13 protein-coding genes and 1 pseudogene are annotated in these 17,080 nt (G+C 71.8%); 11 read left to right on the forward strand and 3 right to left on the reverse strand.

Annotation, left to right across the window (positions count from 1 at the left end):
* Window positions 1-75: 75 nt before the first annotated feature.
* The gene (locus BJ993_RS14360; protein WP_179649457.1) at window positions 76-1,083 is read left to right on the forward strand and encodes a helix-turn-helix domain-containing protein; all 1,008 of its coding nucleotides are present in this window, start codon (window positions 76-78) and stop codon (window positions 1,081-1,083) included.
* Between the two features lie 57 nt (window positions 1,084-1,140).
* Here BJ993_RS14360 and BJ993_RS14365 read toward each other — a convergent pair whose 3' ends face one another.
* Window positions 1,141-1,731: a TetR/AcrR family transcriptional regulator gene (locus BJ993_RS14365; protein WP_179649459.1), complete on the reverse strand. Its 591-nt coding sequence runs from the start codon at window positions 1,729-1,731 to the stop codon at window positions 1,141-1,143.
* Window positions 1,732-1,847: 116 nt separating this feature from the next.
* Here BJ993_RS14365 and BJ993_RS14370 point away from each other — a divergent pair, with 116 nt between their 5' ends.
* The 5 genes from BJ993_RS14370 to pgm all read left to right on the forward strand — a co-directional run bounded on the left by BJ993_RS14370 (window position 1,848) and on the right by pgm (window position 7,976).
* Complete coding sequence (locus tag BJ993_RS14370) at window positions 1,848-3,041, forward strand: thiolase family protein (RefSeq protein WP_179649461.1); 1,194 nt, start codon at window positions 1,848-1,850, stop codon at window positions 3,039-3,041.
* Between the two features lie 15 nt (window positions 3,042-3,056).
* Window positions 3,057-3,821 (forward strand): 3-hydroxyacyl-CoA dehydrogenase, encoded by a 765-nt coding sequence (locus BJ993_RS14375; protein ID WP_179649463.1) that lies wholly within the window; start codon window positions 3,057-3,059, stop codon window positions 3,819-3,821.
* A gap of 8 nt (window positions 3,822-3,829) precedes the next feature.
* Window positions 3,830-5,017 (forward strand): acyl-CoA dehydrogenase family protein, encoded by a 1,188-nt coding sequence (locus BJ993_RS14380; protein ID WP_036547187.1) that lies wholly within the window; start codon window positions 3,830-3,832, stop codon window positions 5,015-5,017.
* Window positions 5,014-6,099, forward strand: coding sequence for an LLM class F420-dependent oxidoreductase (locus BJ993_RS14385; RefSeq protein WP_257026889.1), 1,086 nt, complete (start codon window positions 5,014-5,016; stop codon window positions 6,097-6,099). Before BJ993_RS14380 ends, BJ993_RS14385 begins: the two co-directional genes overlap by 4 nt.
* 224 nt (window positions 6,100-6,323) lie before the next feature.
* Window positions 6,324-7,976: a phosphoglucomutase (alpha-D-glucose-1,6-bisphosphate-dependent) gene (pgm, locus tag BJ993_RS14390; RefSeq protein ID WP_179649465.1), complete on the forward strand. Its 1,653-nt coding sequence runs from the start codon at window positions 6,324-6,326 to the stop codon at window positions 7,974-7,976.
* A 38-nt stretch (window positions 7,977-8,014) separates the two neighbouring features.
* Here the strand turns inward: pgm and glgA are convergent, their stop codons facing one another.
* Window positions 8,015-9,172 carry a glycogen synthase gene (glgA, locus tag BJ993_RS14395; protein ID WP_179652306.1) on the reverse strand — a complete coding sequence of 386 codons (1,158 nt, stop codon included), beginning with the start codon at window positions 9,170-9,172 and terminating at the stop codon, window positions 8,015-8,017.
* An 11-nt stretch (window positions 9,173-9,183) separates the two neighbouring features.
* Window positions 9,184-10,410 (reverse strand): annotated as a pseudogene (gene glgC, locus BJ993_RS14400) (glucose-1-phosphate adenylyltransferase); the annotation flags it as partial.
* 225 nt (window positions 10,411-10,635) lie between these two features.
* Here glgC and BJ993_RS14405 point away from each other — a divergent pair.
* The 5 genes from BJ993_RS14405 to BJ993_RS14425 all read left to right on the forward strand — a co-directional run bounded on the left by BJ993_RS14405 (window position 10,636) and on the right by BJ993_RS14425 (window position 17,041).
* A complete protein-coding gene (locus BJ993_RS14405) occupies window positions 10,636-11,766 on the forward strand; it encodes an ROK family transcriptional regulator (protein ID WP_179649467.1) in 1,131 nt (376 codons plus the stop codon).
* A gap of 307 nt (window positions 11,767-12,073) precedes the next feature.
* Window positions 12,074-13,324, forward strand: coding sequence for an ROK family protein (locus BJ993_RS14410; RefSeq protein WP_308645572.1), 1,251 nt, complete (start codon window positions 12,074-12,076; stop codon window positions 13,322-13,324).
* Entirely contained in the window at window positions 13,321-14,868 is a 1,548-nt protein-coding gene (locus BJ993_RS14415; protein ID WP_308645573.1) for a sugar ABC transporter ATP-binding protein, read from the forward strand. Before BJ993_RS14410 ends, BJ993_RS14415 begins: the two co-directional genes overlap by 4 nt.
* Window positions 14,865-15,935 (forward strand): ABC transporter permease, encoded by a 1,071-nt coding sequence (locus BJ993_RS14420; protein ID WP_036547217.1) that lies wholly within the window; start codon window positions 14,865-14,867, stop codon window positions 15,933-15,935. The genes BJ993_RS14415 and BJ993_RS14420 overlap by 4 nt, the downstream gene beginning before the upstream one ends.
* A gap of 44 nt (window positions 15,936-15,979) precedes the next feature.
* Complete coding sequence (locus BJ993_RS14425; RefSeq protein WP_218864705.1) at window positions 15,980-17,041, forward strand: substrate-binding domain-containing protein; 1,062 nt, start codon at window positions 15,980-15,982, stop codon at window positions 17,039-17,041.
* Window positions 17,042-17,080 lie beyond the last annotated feature (39 nt).

Below are 17,080 nucleotides of genomic sequence, written 5' to 3' on the forward strand. Positions count from 1 at the left end.
CGATCCGCGCCGCACGGGCGGATCCACCCGTAGACCGAATCCCGTTCTCCTGAGCAGCACCAAGACGGAGAAGTGGTGGACAGAACCTGGAGCACCGACACCTACCCGGTCGACCAGCAGCTGGCGTACTGGGCCGATGTGGTGTGCCAGGCCTTCACCCCCCTCGCGCCGACCCGCGCCCGCGAGCACATCGACCGCAGCCGCACGCCCGTCGGGCTGGAGGGCTGGGTCCGGTCCACCCGCCTCGGCGAGACGAATGCGGCCGAGATCGCCTCCTGCACCCAGCTCCTGCGCCACGGACCCCGAGAGGTCCGGCAGTCCCCGAGCGAGGAGGTCTTCGTCAACCTCCAGCTGGCGGGCTCCTGCAAGGGCGAGCAGGGCGACGAGCGGCTGGTGATCGGCCCCGGTCAGATCGGGATCTACGACACGACGGCGCCGTACACCCTCGAGTTCGAGGAGGCCCGCGACGGACAGGCGTGGCGCGTGCTGTCGTTCCGCGTCCCGCGGACCAAGCTCGCGCGGATCATGCCGGCGGACAGCAGGATCGGAGGGCGAGGCATCGACCGCCAACGCGGTGCCTCGAGGGTGGCCATCGACATGATGCTGAGCATCTGGGAGTCGCGCGGGCATCTCACGCCGGCCGCGCAGCTGGCGCTCGACGACAGCTTCGCCCAGGTCCTCGCCACTGCTCTCGGAGCGTTCGACGGGCCCACGATCGAGGACCGCGGCGCACGCGACGCGGCATTGCGGGCTGCGGCCACGCGCTACGCCCGCAGCCGCATCAGGAGTGGGCGAGTCCTCGCCGAGGAGGCGGCCGGTCACGTCGGGATCTCCGTGCGCAAGCTCCACCAGGTCTTCTCGAACGACGGTGAGTCCTTCGGATCCGTCGTACGCCAGCTCCGTCTGGAGCAGGTCGCCCGCGAGCTGCGCGCCCAACCGTCGGCGAACGTGACCGACCTGGCCCATGCGTGGGGGTTCTCCGACAGCTCCCACATGATCCGGCTCTTCAGGGAGCACTTCGGCTGCACCCCGACGGAGTACCGGTCGAGGACGGAGTGGGTGTCCCCGACGCCCAGCACGTAGGGGTCGGCCTGCGGCGCGCGTTCGGGCGCGCCTTCGAAGGTCCGGCGCCTGGGGCCGTCAGAGCAGGACGGTCCGTGCCAGCTGCTTGAGCCGCTCGACGTGGCGCCGCGTCGGCTCCTCGCGGGGGTCGAACGAGGTGGTCAGCGCCATCCCGCGCAGGCTGGTGAAGAGCACCTCGCGCAGGCCCTCGTAGCCGGGGCGCGCGCAGAGCTCCTCGCCGAAGAACGAGTCCATCGCGACGCGGACCGCGCGGGCGATCTCGCGCTCACCGGGCAGCAATGCCTCGCGGAGGTCCTCGTGGGTCCGGGCTGCGATCCAGAGCTCGGTCGCTGCCCAGAAGTAGGGCTGGGTGAAGGTGCCGGCCATCGTCTCGACGACGGCGTCGATCCGCTTGCCGGGGTCGGCGGGCCAGGAGTGGCCGGACGGCAGCTCGCCGACGCGGGCGCGGGCGAGGTGCTGGGAGGCCGCGATCAGCAGCGCGTCGCGTGAGGGGAAGTGGTGCAGGAGCCGTCCGCGGGAGACGCCCGCGCGCTCCTGGATCCGCACCGTCGAGGCCCCGCTGTAGCCCTGTTCGAGCATCACCTCGACCGCCGCGTCGAGGATCCGGCGCTGCACGTCGATGGTGCGGCTCTGCACGGCGCGCGACATGGGGCGCTCCTCTCGATCCGGGTCGGGGAGGGGTGACAAACGGCGGAGTCGAAGGCTACCCTCGACCTAACCAGTCAGCACTGACTGGTTTGTTGTCCGTCCTCCCGGAGGTCCCCGTGCCCACTCCCGTCATCGTCGACGTCGTCCGCCTCGCCTCCGGAAGGGGCAAGCCGGGCGGCGCCCTGTCCGGCACCCACCCGACGTCGATGCTGGTCCACGTCCTGCGCTCGATCGTCGAGCGCAACGACCTCGATCCCGCCCTCGTCGACGACGTCATCGCCGGCTGCGTCATGCAGGCCGGCGAGCAGGCGATGAACATCGGCCGCGCCGCGGTCCTCGGCGCCGGCTTCCCTGAGTCGGTCCCGGCGACGACCATCGACCGCGCCTGTGGCTCGAGCCAGCAGGCCGTCCACTTCGCCGCCCAGGGCGTCGCCGCCGGTGCGTACGACGTCGTGATCGCCGCCGGCGTCGAGTCGATGAGCCGCGTCCCCATGGGCTCCTCGACGATGGGCAAGGACACGTTCGGGCCGGAGGTCCACGCCCGCTACCCGGAGGGCCTGGTGCACCAGGGCATCTCCGCCGAGCTGGTCGCGCAGCGGTGGAAGCTCGACCGCGCGACCCTCGACGCCTACTCCGCCGAGTCGCACCGCCGCGCCGCCGAGGCCACCGCAGCCGGCCTGTTCGACAGGGAGATCGTGCCGATCACGGTGACCGACGCGGAGGGGAACGCGGTCGAGCACCGCGTCGACGAGACCGTGCGCGCGAGCACGACCGCCGAGGGCCTCGGCGGCCTCCAGCCGGCCTTCCGCACCAACGAGTTCGCGGCCCGCTTCCCCGACATCGAGTGGCAGATCCACCCGGGCAACTCCTCGCCCTTCACCGACGGCGCCTCGGCTGCGCTGATCATGAGCGAGGAGATGGCGAGCCGGCTCGGCCTGACGCCGCGGGCCCGCTTCGCGTCGTACGCCGTGACGGGCGACGACCCGCTGCTCATGCTGACCGCGCCCATCCCCGCCACCCAGAAGGCCCTGGCCAGGGCCGGCCTCGGCATCGACGACATCGACGCCTACGAGGTCAACGAGGCCTTCGCGCCGGTCCCGCTCGCGTGGGCCCACGACCTGGGCGCCGACCCGGCGCGGCTCAACCCGTGGGGCGGCGCGATCGCGCTCGGCCACGCGCTCGGCTCGTCCGGCACCCGCCTGCTGGCCACGCTCGTCAACCACCTCGAGGCGACCGGCGGCCGCTACGGCATCCAGACCATGTGCGAGGCCAACGGCATGGCCAACGCCACGATCATCGAGAAGTTCTGAGAAGGAAGACCAAGCATGCAGATCAACGACACCGTCGCCCTCGTCACCGGCGGGGCCTCCGGCCTCGGCCGTGCCACCGTCGAGGCCCTCCTCGCCAAGGGCGGCAAGGCCGTCATCCTCGACCTGCCCGGGGGTCCGGGCGAGGTCGCCGCGAAGGAGCTCGGCGACGCCGTGTGCTTCGTCCCCGGCGACGTGCGCAGCGAGGACGACGTGCTCGCCGCGATCGCCGCGGCCTCCGAGCTCGGCACCCTGCGGGTGGTCGTGAACTGCGCCGGCACCGGCGACGCGATCAAGACCGTCGGCCGCGACAACACGCCCTACCCGTACGACAAGTTCCAGCGGATCATCGAGATCAACCTGATCGGCACCTTCAACGTCATCCGGCTCGCCGCCGCCCACATCGCCGGCCTCGAGCTCGTCGGCGAGGAGCGCGGCGTCATCATCAACACGGCGTCGGTCGCCGCGTTCGACGGCCAGATCGGGCAGGCGGCGTACTCCGCCTCCAAGGGTGGTGTGGTCGGCATGACGCTCCCGATCGCCCGCGACCTGTCGACCATCGGCATCCGCGTGGTCACCATCGCGCCGGGCCTCTTCGACACCCCGCTGCTCGCCTCGCTGCCGGAGGAGGCCCGCACGAGCCTCGGCCAGCAGGTCCCGCACCCCTCGCGCCTCGGCGACCCGAAGGAGTACGGCGCCCTGGCGGCCCACGTCGTCGAGAACCCGATGCTCAACGGCGAGACCATCCGCCTCGACGGCGCGATCCGGATGGCGCCTCGATGAGCGGGCCGATGAGCTCGCTCAACCACCGCACCGGCTTCTACACCGAGGACCACGAGGCCTACCGCGCCTCGGTCCGGGAGTTCGTGCGCCGCGAGGTCGAGCCGCACCACCTCGAGTGGGAGGACGAGCGCCTCACCCCGCGCAGCGCGTGGCAGGCCGCCGGCAAGAACGGCATCATCGGCCTCGCCGTGCCCGAGGAGCTCGGTGGCGGCGGCGAGCCCGACTTCCGCTACCCGATGGTCGTGGCCGAGGAGCTCGCGGCGATCGGTGCGACGTCGTACTGCCTGGGGCTGCGGCTCCAGGACGACATCGTGCTGCCCTACCTGCTCGACCTGTGCACCGACGAGCAGAAGCAGCGCTGGCTGCCGGGCATGGCCACCGGCGAGCTGGTCGGCGCGATCGCGATGACCGAGCCGGGTGCCGGCAGCGACCTGCAGGGCATCCGTACGACGGCCGTCCGCGACGGCGACGGCTGGGTCCTCAACGGGCAGAAGACGTTCATCACCAACGGCATCAACGCCGACCTCGTCATCGTCTTCGCGAAGACCGACCCGGACGCCGGCTCGCGCGGCTTCAGCCTCTTCGTCGTCGAGCGCGACGACCCGGGCTTCTCCCGTGGCCGCAAGCTCGACAAGGTCGGCCTGGCCGGCCAGGACACCGCCGAGCTCGTCTTCGAGGACGTCCACGTCGGACCGGAGAACGTGCTGGGCGAGATCGGGCAGGGTCTCATCTACCTCATGCAGCGGCTCCCGAAGGAGCGGCTCTCGCTGGCGATGCAGGCGCTCGCCTCCGCCGAGGCGGCGGTGCGGTGGACGCAGGACTACGTCTTCGACCGCACCGCCTTCGGCCAGCGGGTCGGTGACCTGCAGGCCACCCGCTTCGAGCTCGCCGAGCTCGAGACGGAGGTGGAGATCACCCGCGCCTACGTGCAGAACGCCGCCCTCGCGCTCAACGAGCACTCGCTGACGACCGCCGAGGCGTCGAAGGCGAAGCTGTGGGCGACCGAGATGCAGGTGCGCGTCACGAGCCGCTGCCTGCAGCTGTTCGGTGGCTACGGCTTCATGAACGAGTACCCGATCGGGCGGGCGTTCCGGGACAGCCGCGTGCAGACGATCTACGGCGGCACCAGCCAGATCATGAAGGAGATCATCGGCCGCGACATCGCCGGCCGCTACGCGAAGGACGCCACCCGATGAGCACGGCACCGACCGACCGGATCAAGCTCGGCATGGTCGTCGACTACGCCGGCGGCTTCGACGAGACCGTCGAGCTGATGCTCGCCTACGAGCAGGCCGGACTCGAGCTGGCCGCGATCCCGGAGGCCTACTCCTTCGACGGCGTCAGCCAGCTCGGCTACCTCGCCGCGAAGACCGAGAGGCTCGAGCTGCTCTCCGCGATCTTCCAGATCTACTCCCGCACCCCGGCCCTGCTGGCGATGACGGCAGCGGGCCTGGACTTCGTGTCCGGCGGCCGGTTCACGCTCGGCCTCGGCGCCAGTGGCCCGCAGGTCGTGGAGGGCTTCCACGGCGTCAAGTACGACGCCCAGCTCGGTCGCACACGCGAAGTGGTGGACATCTGCCGCCAGGTGTGGCGGCGTGAGCCCGTCGTCCACCGGGGGAAGAACTACACGGTGCCGCTGACCCGCGAGGACGGCGGTTCGGGCCTGGGCAAGCCGCTCAAGCTCATCAACCACCCGGTCCGCAGCGAGATCCCCGTGTCGATCGCGGCGCTGGGGGAGAAGAACGTCGCCCTCGTCGCCGAGATCGCCGAGGGCTGGCAGCCGCTCTTCTTCCACCCGCTCAAGGCGCAGCAGGCTTGGGGCGACGCGCTCGCCGCCGGCTTCGAGAAGCGTGATCCCGCGCTCGGCGAGCTCGACATCCAGCTGCAGGTGAACTTCCACGTCGGCGAGCCGCCGGCCGAGGTGGTGCAGAAGGTGCGCGACCAGCTGGCGCTCTACATCGGCGGCATGGGTGCGCGCGACAAGAACTTCTACAACCAGCTCACCTGCCGCTACGGCTACGAGGACGAGGCGAAGGAGATCCAGGACCTCTACCTCGCCGGCCAGAAGGCGGAGGCGGCCGCGACCGTGCCGCAGGACCTGGTCGAGGCCGTCACCCTGATGGGCGACGAGGCGTCGATCGCCGGCCAGGTCGAGGAGTTCCGCGCCGCCGGCGTGCGCACCTTCCTGGTCAACCCGATGGCCGCCGACCCGGCCGACCGGGTGGCCCACGTGCGCAGCCTCGCCGGGATCCTCCAGAGCGCGCGGGTGCCGGCATGACGACGATCGCGATCCTGGGCGGGACCGGCCGCAGGGGCGCGGCCTCGCGCAGGTCGAGGCACTGACCGCCGACCTCGCCGCCGTCGACAAGCGCTACAAGGCCCACGCCGGAGTCCACATCACCGACGTCTGAGGGCGTTCGCCGGTGACGCCCCCGCCAGACGTCGATACGGTGGCGGCATCGGTGGCGCACCGTGGCGCACCCGTACCGAGGGGAGACGGCGGTGGACCAACGGGCAGGCAGGCCGGCGGAGGCGTCCGACCTGGTCGACGTCGCGCACCTGGTGACGGCGTACTACACGCAGCAGCCCGACCCCGACGATCCCGAGCAGCGCGTGGCCTTCGGCACGAGCGGTCATCGTGGGTCGTCGCTGCGGACCTCCTTCAACGAGCACCACATCGCCGCGACGACGCAGGCGATCTGCGAGTACCGCGCCGGCCAGGGCATCACCGGGCCGCTCTTCCTCGGCCGCGACACCCACGCCCTCTCCGAGCCGGCGTGGGCCACGGCGCTGGAGGTGCTGGCCGGCAACGACGTGACCGTTCTCGTCGACGACCGTGATGGCTACACGCCGACGCCAGCCGTCTCGCACGCGATCCTGAGGGCCAACGCGGGTCGGGCCCCGGCGGCGCCCGGCCTCGCCGACGGCATCGTGGTCACGCCCTCCCACAACCCGCCCGCCGACGGCGGCTTCAAGTACAACCCGCCGCACGGCGGCCCCGCCGACACCGACGCGACCTCGGTCATCGCGCAGCGCGCCAACGAGCTGATCGCGGCCGGGCTCACCGGCGTACGCCGGGTGCCGTTCGCGCGCGCTCGGGCCGCCGCGTCGGCGTACGACTTCATGGGCACGTACGTCGACGACCTTCCGTCGGTGCTCGACCTCGACCGGGTCCGTGACGCCGGCGTCCGGATCGGCGCCGACCCGCTGGGCGGAGCCAGCGTCGCCTACTGGGCCGAGATCGCCGAGCGGCACCGGCTCGACCTCACGGTCGTCAACCCCCTCGTCGACCCGACCTGGCGGTTCATGACGCTCGACTGGGACGGCAGGATCCGGATGGACTGCTCGTCCCCGGCCGCCATGGCCTCGCTGATCGGGCTGATGGCCGGCGGCGACCGCTACGACCTCGCCACCGGCAACGACGCCGACGCCGACCGGCACGGCATCGTCACGCCCGACGGCGGCCTGCTCAACCCCAACCACTTCCTCGCCGTGGCCATCGGCCACCTGTTCGGCGGCGCCCGGCCCGACTGGCCGGCGCGCGCGAGGATCGGGAAGACGCTCGTCTCGTCGTCGATGATCGACCGGGTGGGAGCGGACGTGGGGAGGCCGGTCGTCGAGGTGCCGGTCGGGTTCAAGTGGTTCGTGCCGGGGCTGCTCGACGGCAGCTTCGGCTTCGGCGGCGAGGAGTCGGCCGGCGCGTCCTTCCTGCGCCGGGACGGGTCGACGTGGACGACCGACAAGGACGGCATCCTGCTCGCCCTCCTCGCCTCGGAGATCCTCGCTGCCACCGGCTCCACGCCGAGTGAGCTGTACGCCGACCTGGTGGCGCGCCACGGCGACCCGGCCTACGCCCGGGTGGACGCGCCCGCCGACCGCACCCAGAAGGCGAAGCTGGCCGCTCTCTCGCCCGACGACGTCACCGCCACGGAGCTGGCGGGCGAGCCGATCGTCGCGCGGCTGACGGCGGCGCCCGGCAACGGTGCGCCGATCGGCGGGCTCAAGGTGACGACCGCGTCGGCGTGGTTCGCGGCGCGCCCCTCGGGCACCGAGGACGTCTACAAGATCTATGCGGAGTCCTTCCGCGGCCCCGAGCACCTCGCCGAGGTGCAGGCCGAGGCCCGCGAGGTCGTGGCCGCGGCGCTCGGCTCCTGACCGGTCGAGCACCCGGGCGAGCAGCTCAGGCGAGCAGCTCAGGCGAGCAGCGAGGAGTACAACTCCACCGTGCGGGCCGCGATCGGCTCCCACCCGAAGGCGTCGGTCGCGCGCGCCCTGCCGGCCGCGCCGAGGGCGCGGGCCCGCTCGGGGTCGGCGACGAGCGTGTTGGCGGCCGCCGCGAACCCGCGCTCGAAGTCCTCGGGCGCCGCGGGGTCGTAGTCGACGAGGAGCCCGGTCTCGCCGTCCACCACGACGTCCGGGATGCCGCCCACCCGGCTGGCGACGACGGCGGTGCCGCAGGCCATCGCCTCGAGGTTGACGATGCCGAGCGGCTCGTAGACCGACGGGCAGCAGAAGAACAGCGCGTGGCTGAGGACCTGGCGCACGTCGCCCGGCGGCAGCATCTCGGAGACCACGAAGACGCCCGTACGCCGGGCGTGGAGCTCGGCGATGGCGGCGTCCGTCTCCGCCTTGAGCTCCGGGGTGTCCGCGGCTCCCGCGAGCAGCACGAGCTGGATCTCCGGCGCGAAGTCCAGCGCCGCCCGCAGGAGGTGCGCGACGCCCTTCTGCCGGGTGATCCGGCCGACGAAGGCGGCGTAGGGCCGGTCGGGGTCGACACCCAGTCGGTCGAGCGTGTCCCGCGACGGGTCCGGGTGGTAGAGGTCGGCGTCGATCCCGTTGTGGATCACGTGGACCCGCGACGGGTCGACCGCCGGGTAGGCGCGCAGGACGTCGTCGTGCATCGCCCGGCTGACCGCGACGACCGCGTCGGCGGACTCGTACGCCGTGCGCTCGGCCCAGCTCGAGAGGGCATAGCCGCCGCCCAGCTGCTCGGCCTTCCACGGCCGGTCCGGCTCGAGCGAGTGGGCGGTGATGACGTGCGGGACGCCGTAGAGCAGCTTGGCCCAGTGGCCGGCCATGGCGGCGTACCAGGTGTGGGAGTGCACGATCGCCGCGCCCTCGCAGGCGGCGGTCATCGCGAGGTCGGTGGAGAACACGCGCAGCGCGGGGTTGGCGTCGCTGAGGCGGGCGTCCTTCTCGGAGTGCGCGGTCGCGCCCGGGCGGGGCTCGCCCATGCACTGCACCCCGACGTCGACGAGCTTGCGCAGCTCGCGGACCAGGAAGTCGACGTGGACCCCCGCGCCGCCGTACACGTCGGGCGGGAACTCGCGGGTGAGGATCTCGACGCGCATCTCGGCGGGGCTCACAGCACGTGGCCCTTGCCGATCGCGACGACGCCCCCGGGGCTGACGGAGAACCCGCGACGGAGGTCCTCGTCCCGGTCGATGCCGATGAGGGTGCCGGGCGGGACGGTGACGTTCTTGTCGATGATCGCGTTGCGGATGATCGCGCCCTTGCCGATGAGCACGTTGTCCATCAGCACGGATCGCTGCACCGTCGCGCCCTCCTCGACCCGGCTGTTGGTCCCGATGACGGAGCTCTCGGTGCTGGCCCCCGAGATGATCGACCCGGCGCTGACGATGGAGTCGCGCACCGTGGCGCCGTGCACGAACTTCGCCCCGGGCAGCTGGGCGGGCAGCGAGTAGATCGGCCACTCCGCGTTGTAGAGGTTGAAGACCGGCTCGGCGGAGACGAGGTCCAGGTGGGCCTCGTGGTAGGAGTCGATGGTGCCGACGTCGCGCCAGTAGCCGCGGTCGCGCTCGGAGGTGCCCGGCACGGAGTTGTGCTTGAAGTCGTAGACCGCGGCCATCCTCCTGCGGACGAGTGCGGGCACGATGTCCCCGCCCATGTCGTGCTTGGAGGCCGGGTCGGCGGCGTCCGCCTCGAGCGCCTCGATGAGGACCTCGGTGCTGAAGACGTAGTTGCCCATCGAGGCGAGCACCTCGTCGGGGGAGTCCGGGAGGCCGGGCGGGTCGGCGGGCTTCTCGAGGAACTCGTCGATCGCCACGCCGTCGGCGCCGACCTTGATGACGCCGAACTGGTCGGCCTGGGCGCGGGGCACCCGGATGCCGGCGACCGTGACGCCTGCCCCCGAGGCGAGGTGGGCGTCGACCATCTCGCGGGCGTTCATGCGGTAGACGTGGTCGGCGCCGAACACGACGATGACGTCGGGCCGCTCGTCGACGATCAGGTTCATCGACTGGTAGATCGCATCGGCGCTGCCCATGTACCACTGCTTGCCGCGACGCTGCTGCGCCGGCACGGGGGTGACGTAGTTGCCGAGCATGCTGGACATCCGCCAGGTCAGCGAGATGTGCCGGTCGAGCGAGTGCGACTTGTACTGGGTGAGCACGGCGCACTTGAGGAACCCGGAGTTGATGAGGTTCGACAGCGCGAAGTCGATCAGCCGGAAGCTCCCCGCGAACGGTACGGCGGGCTTCGCCCGGTCCTCGGTCAGGGGCATCAGCCGCTTGCCCTCGCCGCCGGCGAGCACGATGCTCAGCACCTTCATCGTCGTGCTCCTCCGCTGCCGGTGGGGTGCGCGCCTCGCGCAGTGACGTGATCGGCGTCACATCGGCAGCGTACCCACCTGCCGTCCGACGGCTGCCGGGATTGACGCTCACCTGCCGTCTCTACCGGTCCGGCGTCGGGCGGCCCGAGGTGCTCCGGTGGAGTCCTCGGGCGGTCCGTCGACCGGTTGCGGCGCGGACGAGCGCCGTCCGTGCGGTTGGTGGGCTGTGCGATCTTGAGGTGCGTGACGACCGGGCTCGACGGCGACGTGCTGCGGCGGCTCCGCGACGCGGGGCCGCAGACCAAGTCACAGCTCGCGGAGTGGCTGGGCGTGCCGCGGACCACCCTCACCACCTCGCTGCAGTCGCTCGCGGCCTCCGGCCACATCGAGGACGGGCCGCTCGCGCCCAGCTCCGGTGGCCGGCGCTCGGTGACGGTGCGCACGACGTCCGACCGCGTCGTGGTCGCGCTCTCCCTGGGTGAGCGCCGGGTGCGGATCGCCGTCCTCGACGGGCACCTCGCGATCGAGAGCGGCGTGAGCATCGACCTGCAGGACCGCGGGACGGACCCGGACCCGATCACGGCCACCGTCCGGCGCGCGACCGAGCAGGTCCTCGCCGGCCGCGTCCCGGTGGCGTTCGGCATCGCTGCCGCCGGATCCGCACCCCTGACACCCGAGGACCTGGCCGACTTCCTCGAGGAGGACTATCCCGGTACGCCGGTGGCGACCATCCCCGCCGTCCGCGCCATGGCGCTGGGGGAGCACCGCTCGGGCGAGGCCCGCGGCATCGACGACTTCGTGGCCGTGCGCCTCGGCGACACCGTCACCGTGGCCACGATGGCGGGCGGGCACCTGAGCGCCGGCGGCTCGGGTCGGGCCGGCGAGATCGGCCACCTCCGCGTCGAGGAGTTCGGGCCGGCCTGCGTGTGCGGCCTGACCGGCTGCCTCGACTCCTTCGTCAGCTCGGTGGCGCTGGTGGCGCAGGCGACCGACCTCGCCCAGCGCGGGCGGTCGGGCACCCTCGCCAACGTGCTCGCGCGCTCGGGCGCGCTCGACCTCGCCGACCTGGTCGCGGCCGGCCGCGCCGGTGACCCGGCCGTGGCGCAGCTGGCCCGCGAGCTCGGTCAGCGGCTGGGCGGCGTGCTCGCCACCCTCGTCGCCCAGGGCGACCCGCTGCGCGTGGTCATCGGAGGACCGGTGGCCGCCCTCGGGGCCCACGTGCTCGGGGACCTGCGGACCACCGTCTACCGGCTGGCGCCGGCGCGGTTGGCCGAGAACCTCGACATCGTGCTCAGCGAGCTCGGCGACCACGCCGTCCTCATCGGCGCCGGTTCGACGGCGTGGGAGGCGTGGATCGCGGCGCTCGGACGCTGATCCCGGACAACTTGTGACGATTCTCGTCACAATGGTGAGAGGGTTCGTCAGAAGTCGGGAATTCGTCCCGGGCATCTTGCTCAGGTGCCTTGCCGCCCTTCGTTGAGCCGCCTTAGTTTGGGCGTCGCCCCAACAAACAGGTGACCACGGTCACACAGCCGGGGCACAGCAGCAGGACCGCCTCGCGCATCTCGGGCGCACCGGTCCTGCCACCCCCCAACTCCCACCCCCACCGTCGCCGACGCCTGCCGTCGGCGCTCTTCTGAGCGCGCCCGCCGGCGTACAGCCCTGCCCGAGAGGAGGCATCGTGTCGACCCTCAGCCACACCGCGGACCACAGCCTCGCCAACCCCGACGTCCGTCGGTCCAACCTCGGCCTGGCGCTGCGCCACCTCCGCGACCACGGGGCGCGGTCACGGGCCGCCCTGGCCGTCGAGCTCGGCATGACCCGGTCGACGGTCTCCAACCTGGTGAGCGAGCTGATCGAGCGCGGGCTCGTCAGCGACGGGCAGCTGGTGCAGAACACCGTCGGCCGGCCGAGCACCGCTGTCGAGCTCGACGGCCGCACGGTCTGCGGCATCGGGGCCGAGATCAACGTCAACCACGTCTCCACGATGGCCCTCGACCTGCGCGGCGAGGTGGTCGAGGAGCGCAAGCTCGCGCTCGACGCCCGCTCGCTCGACGCGGAGCGGGTGCTGTCCCACCTCGCCGACCTGGTCCGCGAGACGGTCGCCGGCCTCGGGCAGGCCGGCGCCACGCCCGTGGGCCTCACGGTCGGCGTCGCCGGGCTCTACGACCAGACGAGGGACCTGCTCAGCCACGGCCCCAACCTCGGTTGGTACGACGTCCCGGTCGGGTCGATCCTCCGTGAGGAGCTCGGGAGCGCCTACCCGATCGTCGTCGACAACGAGGGCAACCTGGCGGCGACCGCCGAGGTCACCCCGGGCGACCCGGCGCGCCAGGACATCCTCGTCCTGCACGGCGAGGTCGGTGTCGGCGGCGGCATCGTCACCGGAGGCCGCCTGCTGCGGGGCAGCCACGGCTACGCCGGCGAGTTCGGCCACATGATGGTCGACCCGCGCGGGCGCCAGTGCGGCTGCGGACGGCAGGGCTGCTGGGAGACCGTGAGCGGCCTGCGGGCCCTGATCGAGAAGGCCGCGGACCCCGACGACCCGATCCGCAACGCGAGCATGGACATCGACGACCGCCTCGCCGAGATCAACCGCAGGGCCGACCTCCGCGACGCGCGGACCCTGGCCGCCCTCGAGGAGGTCGGCGCCTGGGTCGGGGTGGGCGCATCGATCCTGGCCAACACGCTGAACCCGGCCACCATCGTGCTGACCGGCTACTACGCCGCCGTCGGCCACCACATGCGCCCGGCGATCGAGCGCGAGCTCGGCGCGGGCGTGGTCGCCCCCGGTGCCGGCGGCACCCGGGTCGAGCTGTCGACCCTCGGCTTCAGCGCCGCCGTGCGCGGCGGCGCGACCGCATCCCTCGAGGTGGTCTTCGCCGACCCCACCCGAGTGGCCCGTCGATCGGCGACAGGAGACGCGAAGTGACCACCACCGGCGGCGAGGGCCGCGAACCCGAAGGCCGCGCGGCCGCCCCGCTGCTGCGGATGGCCGGCATCACCAAGCAGTTCTCCTCGGTGCGGGCCCTCGACGGCATCGACCTCGAGGTCGCGGCGGGCGAGGTCCACTGCCTGCTGGGGCAGAACGGCGCCGGCAAGTCGACGCTGATCAAGATCCTCTCGGCGTCGTACCAGCCGGACGAGGGGACGATCTGGTGGAAGGGCGAGGAGGTCCGCTTCGGCCATCCGCAGGCGGCGATCGACGCGGGCGTCGCCACGATCTACCAGGAGCTCGACCTCGTGCCCGGGCTGACGGTCGCGGAGAACGTCTTCCTGGGCCACGAGATCTCGACCGTCGGGTTCTCGCGGCGCGCGGCGACCAACCGCCGGGCGCAGGAGATCCTGGCCCGGCTCGGCCACGGGGAGATCAGCCCCACGCAGCTGGTCGGCGACCTGTCGCCGGCGGGCCAGCAGGTGGTCAGCATGGCGCGCGCCCTCTCCCACGAGGTCGACCTCCTCATCCTCGACGAGCCCTCGGCCGTCCTGGACAGCGGCGAGGTCGAGAACCTCTTCCGGGTCATCCGCGCCCTCACCGCCCAGGGCGTCGCGATCGTCTACATCTCCCACCGTCTCGAGGAGATCCGCCAGATCGGCGACCGGATCACCGTCCTCAAGGACGGCTCCACGGTCGCCACCGGACTGCCCGCGGCGACGACGCCCACCGCCGACCTCATCAAGCTGATGACCGGCCGGTCGATCGAGTACGTCTTCCCGGAGCGCAGCCGGGAGGCGGCGCCCGGCGAGGTCGTGCTCGAGGTCAGCGAGCTCTCGCTCGACGGTGTCTTCGACGACGTCAGCTTCGACGTCCGGGCCGGCGAGATCGTCGGCCTGGCCGGCCTGGTCGGCTCCGGGCGCACCGAGATCCTCGAGGCCGTGTACGGCGCCCGCCGGGCCAGCTCCGGCACGGTCACCGTCGACGGGAGGCGCCTGCGCCGTGGCGCCGTCCACGCCGCGGTCGCCGCGGGCATGGGCCTCGCCCCCGAGGAGCGCAAGAGCCAGGGCCTGCTGCTCGACCAGGCGGTCTTCGCCAACATCTCGGTCTCGTCGATGAAGGACTTCCAGCGGGTCGGCTTCATCCAGCGGGCCCGCGAGAAGGCGAAGGCCAGCGAGCTGGTCGCCTCCCTCGACGTACGCCCCCGCAACATCTCGCGGCACGTGCGGACCATGTCGGGCGGCAACCAGCAGAAGGTCGTGGTGGCCCGATGGCTGCTGCGCGGCTGCCGGGTGCTGCTCCTCGACGAGCCCAGCCGCGGCGTCGACGTGGGCGCGCGGGCCGAGATCTACAAGCTGATCCGCTCCCTGGCCGATTCCGGGGTCGCGGTCGTCGTCGTGTCGAGCGAGGTCGAGGAAGTCCTCGGCCTCGCCGACCGGGTCCTGGTGATCCGCGAAGGCTGCGTCGTGCACGAGAGCGCCTCTCACGAAATCGACGAGTCCCGGGTCCTCGACCTGGTCATGGAAGGAACCCCCGCATGAGCGACCAGACCACCAGCGCCGCCGTACCGGCCGTCGCCTCGACCGAGTCGTCGCAGGCCATGGACGCCCACGGGTCGCACCGCACCAAGGGGAGCACGACGACGTGGCTGGCCGAGGCGGGCTTCTTCCGCATGCTCGGCCTGATCATCGCGCTCGCGCTGCTGTGCATCGTCGGGGCGGTGACGGCGGGCGACCGGTTCGTCGACAGCGACAACCTGCTCACCATCCTGCGACTCTCCACGGTGATCGGCGTGGTCGCGATCGGGATGACCTTCGTGATCACGGGCGGCGGTATCGACCTGTCGGTCGGCGCGATCCTCGCCCTCTCCTCCGTGTGGGCGACCACGCTCGCGACGCGGCAGATGGCCCAGGACACGCACTGGATCGTGATGGTGCTGACCGCCCTCGCGGTCGGCGCCGGGTGCGGTCTCGTGAACGGCGTCCTGATCGCCTACGGCAAGGTGGTCGCCTTCATCGCCACGCTGGCGATGTTCGTCTCCGCCCGCGGGCTGGCGGAGATCATCTCAGAGAAGAAGACGCAGATCGCCACGGACGTCCCGGGGTACTTCGACTTCTTCACCGCCAAGCCGCTCGGCATCGACATGTCCATCTGGATCTTCGCCGTGGTCGCCGTCGCTGGCTGGGTCCTGCTCAACCGCACGACCTTCGGCCGTCGTACCTTCGCGGTCGGCGGCAACCCGGAGGCCGCCCGCCTGGCCGGCATCAACGTGCGTCGCCACACCGTGCTGCTCTACGTCCTGGTCGGCGTCTGCTGCGCCATCGGCGCCCTGCTCATCGTCGCCCGCACCACGACCGGGTCCTCGACGCACGGCCAGCTGCTCGAGCTGGACGCGATCGCCGCCGTGGTCATCGGCGGCACGCTCCTGGCCGGCGGCCGCGGCACCATCACCGGCACCGTCCTGGGCGTCCTCATCTTCACGACCCTCACCAACGTCTTCACGCTCAACAACAGGGACAACTCGGAGCAGTCCCTGCTCAAGGGCGTGATCATCGTCGCCGCCGTCCTGCTCCAGCAGTGGTTGGCGTCTCGGAAGAGCACCAACTGATCCATCCGCACCACTACCCCTCACGCACCACCAAGGAGCACCACATGTCCCTCAAGCAGATGTCCGCCGTGCACAAGAAGGCGGCCGCCGCGCTCGCCGTGGTCGCCGTGCTCGGCCTCAGCGCCTGCACCAGCAACGACCCCGACGACGGCAACGACAACCTCAAGGGCGGCACGTCCGACGCCGAGGCGGGTTCCAACGACGAGGCCGGCGACAAGATCACGATCGGCTTCTCGGCCCCGGCAGCCGACCACGGCTGGATGGCGTCGATCACCGAGTCGACCAAGGCCGTCGCCGAGAACTACGAGGACGTGGAGCTGGTGGTCGCCGAGGGGACCAACGACCCGCAGGTCCAGATCCAGCAGATCGAGACCTTCATCAACGACAAGGTCGACGCCATCGTGCTGCTGCCGTTCGACGGCGCCGCGCTGACCCCGATCGCCCTGGAGGCGATGGAGGCCGGCATCCCGGTCGTCAACGTCGACCGAGAGTTCAACGACCCCAACGCCGCCCGCGTGACGGTGCTCGGCGACAACTACGGCATGGGCGTCTCGGCAGGGGAGTACATCTGCTCCCAGGCCGGCGACGACTCCGACGCGGTCGTGGCCGAGATCGCGGGCATCGACTCGCTGCCCCTGACCCAGGACCGCAGCAAGGGCTTCAAGGACGCCCTGAAGGAGTGCGGCCTCGACGTCGACAACCGGGTCGCCGCCGACTTCACCGTCCAGGGTGGCGAGGAGGCCGCGACCAACCTCCTGCAGGCCGCGCCGAAGATCGACTACCTCTGGAACCACGACGACGACCAGGGTGTCGGCGTCCTCGCGGCGATCGACAACGCCGGTCGCGACGAGTTCGTGATGATCGGCGGCGCCGGCTCGAAGAACGCCATGGAGGCGATCAAGGCCGGCAACAGCGTGCTCAAGGCGACCGTCATCTACCCGTCCACGCAGGGTGCCGACGGCCTCAAGCTGGCCCGCCTGCTCGCCCAGGAGAAGTCGGTCGACGACCTCGTCGAGGTCGAGGTGCCGCGCCAGGTCCAGCTCTACGCCCCGGTCGTGACCGCGGACAACGTCGACAAGTACCTGCCGAGCGCCTTCACGTCCTGATCCGTCCTGCTCCCCCCGGATCGCGCGGCTGCGCGATCC

Origin of the sequence: Nocardioides aromaticivorans, assembly GCF_013408525.1 — a bacterium.
GTDB classification, from domain to species: domain Bacteria; phylum Actinomycetota; class Actinomycetes; order Propionibacteriales; family Nocardioidaceae; genus Nocardioides; species Nocardioides aromaticivorans.

What these genes read in the sequence shown, in the direction of transcription:
- BJ993_RS14425 (WP_218864705.1), top strand. Translation starts at nt 15,980, where the DNA reads ATGTCCCTCAAGCAGATGTCCGCCGTGCACAAGAAGGCGGCCGCCGCG.
- BJ993_RS14385 (WP_257026889.1), top strand. Translation starts at nt 5,014, where the DNA reads ATGAGCACGGCACCGACCGACCGGATCAAGCTCGGCATGGTCGTCGAC.
- glgA (WP_179652306.1), bottom strand. Translation starts at nt 9,172, where the DNA reads ATGCGCGTCGAGATCCTCACCCGCGAGTTCCCGCCCGACGTGTACGGC.
- BJ993_RS14420 (WP_036547217.1), top strand. Translation starts at nt 14,865, where the DNA reads ATGAGCGACCAGACCACCAGCGCCGCCGTACCGGCCGTCGCCTCGACC.
- BJ993_RS14380 (WP_036547187.1), top strand. Translation starts at nt 3,830, where the DNA reads ATGAGCTCGCTCAACCACCGCACCGGCTTCTACACCGAGGACCACGAG.
- BJ993_RS14375 (WP_179649463.1), top strand. Translation starts at nt 3,057, where the DNA reads ATGCAGATCAACGACACCGTCGCCCTCGTCACCGGCGGGGCCTCCGGC.
- BJ993_RS14365 (WP_179649459.1), bottom strand. Translation starts at nt 1,731, where the DNA reads ATGTCGCGCGCCGTGCAGAGCCGCACCATCGACGTGCAGCGCCGGATC.